Below are 2,887 nucleotides of genomic sequence, written 5' to 3'. Positions count from 1 at the left end.
TTTTGTTCCTGCACTCATGGCAGCTGGTATACCGGTTCATTATGCCGTAGCTACCTCGCTCCTGTCAATTATTATCACTTCAGCATCTGCTGCTTCGATTCATGGTATGTTAGGACAGGTTTCTCTCCCTTTTCTTGGATCTTACGGGATCGGAGCAGTCATCGGGGCAGCCGTCGGTGCCTGGATCGCTCCCAGAATTTGTGACAATCATATCCGGAATTTCATAGGTATTCTTCTTCTCTTCATCGCTCTCCTCATGATCAAAGAGAAGATTCTGGTGTGAGCATATTTCTAACCGCTTTGATCTCTCAATCAACTATCGGGAGAAATAACGAGACCTAAAATAAATTCGAAATGTTATCTGAGTGGAGGATCCGTAATGGTTATCCCGGCTTTGATCATCCGTTCACGTATCATATCTGCAATATCAAACTGTTTTCTTGCGCGAAGTTCAGTCCTGATATCCTGAAGGATACTTATCGGTGCACTGTTCTCCCGCATGAAATTAATCCCTAAAATCTCGCCGAATTCTTTCAAAGCCCCGATATCACCATGAGAGGCGAGGGTATGGATTGCCGCAAGAGCCACAGGAGTATTGAGGTCTGACTCCATGGCATCAGTAAATGCCGTTCTTCCTTCTGCATCCTCGCCCATATCTTCTGTTGCGATGGCACGGATATGCTCAAGTGCTTTCTTTGCATTTGCAAATCCTTCTTCTGTTGCCTGTGCCGGCGATCGGTAATGTGAAATCAGGATAAAGTAGCGGATCGTATCCTTGTCCCAGGACTTCAGTGCATCTTTGATGGTAATAAAATTTCCCAGGGATTTGGACATTTTTTCCTCATTTACGGTTAAAAATCCCGTGTGTAACCAGTACCTGACCATAGGATGTCTTCCATCCAGCGATTCCATCTGCGCTATCTCTGCCTCATGGTGAGGGAAGATGAGATCAAGTCCGCCCCCGTGAATATCGTATTGTTGCCCGAAATACTTCTCGGTAATTGCCGTATCCTCGATATGCCAGCCGGGTCGCCCTCTTCCCCAGGGGGAGTCCCAGGTATATTGTCCGTACTCTCCAAGCTTCCAGAGGACAAAGTCTGCAGGATTATGTTTCGTGGAATCTGTCACCCTGCTTATCCGGTGTGTCGTATCCTGGCGGGAGAGTTCGCCGTTACGCGGAAATGAATCGATATTAAAATAAATCCCTGTTTCAGTGATATATGCCACATTGCGGTTGAGTAATCTTCCAATCTGGTTGATTATCTCAGGGATATGGGTGGTTGCTCTGGCATAGTGGCTTACGGAATCGATCCCGAGGGTCTGCATATCCCTCAGGAATTCTGTCTCGAACTTTCTCGAGAGATCCTGCTGTTGGACCCCTTCCTCTTTTGCACGGATGATTACTTTATCATCGACATCGGTGATATTCTGAAGGTAAAATACCTCTTTTCCGGTCCAACGGAGGTATTTTGCCAATACATCAAAGATAACATACGTCCTTGCATGACCAAGATGTGAGTAATCATATACCGTAGGGCCACATACAAACATTGAAACACGGTCTGAATACAGGGTTTCCAGCGGTTCAACAGTCCTTGATAGGGTGCTATATAACTCCAAATTATTTTCTCCTAAAAATTAACGCCGGCGGAGGGAATTGAACCCCCAAACATTCGCTTTGCAGGCGAAGGCATTAAACCGCTCTGCCACACCGGCCCTTTTTGGATTACGTTATTATCACGTTTATCAGAGTTCAATATTTCTGATGAATTAATAATAACCGGACAGACTCACTATCATGAGATCCTGAACAATGGCTTACAATATCTTTTATCCCCTGATTCATTCGTTGATATGAATATTAATCGCTATTTAGACCTCCGGTTTTTTCAATGCAGGATTTTCAGCATGTTATGTTACCATAATTTGCTGATAACAGATCTTCAGATCTATTTGGATATATCTTCTGATATGGGCAATTAATGCCGTATGGACGTTGTATTTAAATACTCCCCGGTAGTTACACACGTGTAAGCCGTTTCAGATGACGCTATCTGGTTTCACAATATCCCTATTTGGAAAGTATTTCAAAAAATGGAACAAATGAACCAATAATTACCTACACCCTTTTTTATATGCATTATACCCTGCAATATCATCCAATATGGCGAATACTAGCGCCTAGTCAGTCTGAAAAGATGGAATTGTAATAAAGGATGAATTGTATGCCAAATCAATCATGTCAGGGCAGGGATGCCTATCAATTACCGGACCAACATATTGATCTGAAGAATAATACCTGTCCAAATAGAGAAGAACGCGGCGGGTTTGGAATTAAAGCCTACTATGGAACTGCGAGTGAGCTGGTACAGGATGCTAAGGAAGGTCGTTTAAAACACCAGGAACGGGCCTTTGAACAGGCTGGTGGATGTATACTGAATTTTTTCATGACACAGCGGATAGCAACGATTCGTGACGGGGTCATGATAGTTCATGCCCCGGTAGGATGTTCGTCTCTTGCAACAGGATACCGGGAATTGTACCGTCAGATTCCTGTGGAACTCGGTAGACCTGCAAACCTGGATTTTCACTGGCTTACAACGAATCTGACCGAAAAAGATGTCGTATTTGGAGGGGCAGAAAAACTGAAGACTGCTATCCGTGAGGCCGAAGCAAGGTATGCCCCTAAGTCGATATTTATTCTTACCTCCTGTGCCTCCGGAGTAATCGGTGACGATGTTGAAGGTGCTGTAAATGAGGTCCAACCTGAAATAAAAGCAAGAATTGTTCCTATCCACTGTGAAGGGCACCGCTCCCGGGTAATTCAGACCACGTATGATGCCCTGTGGCATGGAATTTTAAAGTATCTGGTAAAAAAGCCGGAGAA

The 2,887-nt window shown here is 44.3% G+C and carries 3 protein-coding genes and 1 tRNA gene; 2 read left to right on the top strand and 2 right to left on the bottom strand.

Annotated elements, in window-relative coordinates; translation table 11 throughout:
- Positions 1-283, top strand: a 283-nt coding sequence (locus tag LUQ50_RS13840) for a sulfite exporter TauE/SafE family protein (protein ID WP_300040660.1), incomplete at its 5' end; no start/stop codon positions are given.
- Positions 284-357: 74 nt separating this feature from the next.
- Here LUQ50_RS13840 and cysS read toward each other — a convergent pair.
- On the bottom strand, positions 358-1,620 hold the full coding sequence (gene cysS / locus LUQ50_RS13835; RefSeq protein WP_300040658.1) for a cysteine--tRNA ligase: 1,263 nt from the start codon (positions 1,618-1,620) through the stop codon (positions 358-360).
- A gap of 22 nt (positions 1,621-1,642) precedes the next feature.
- Positions 1,643-1,716 (bottom strand) — tRNA-Cys (locus tag LUQ50_RS13830).
- Between the two features lie 509 nt (positions 1,717-2,225).
- Between LUQ50_RS13830 and LUQ50_RS13825 the strand changes: the two genes are divergently transcribed.
- Positions 2,226-2,887, top strand: a 662-nt coding sequence (locus tag LUQ50_RS13825) for a nitrogenase component 1 (RefSeq protein ID WP_300040656.1), incomplete at its 3' end; no start/stop codon positions are given.

It is taken from the genome of Methanospirillum sp., assembly GCF_028679455.1.
Lineage (GTDB): Archaea > Halobacteriota > Methanomicrobia > Methanomicrobiales > Methanospirillaceae > Methanospirillum.
The sequence above is the reverse complement of the archived record's forward strand: the minus strand, read 5'-3'. Positions and strand labels throughout refer to the sequence as shown.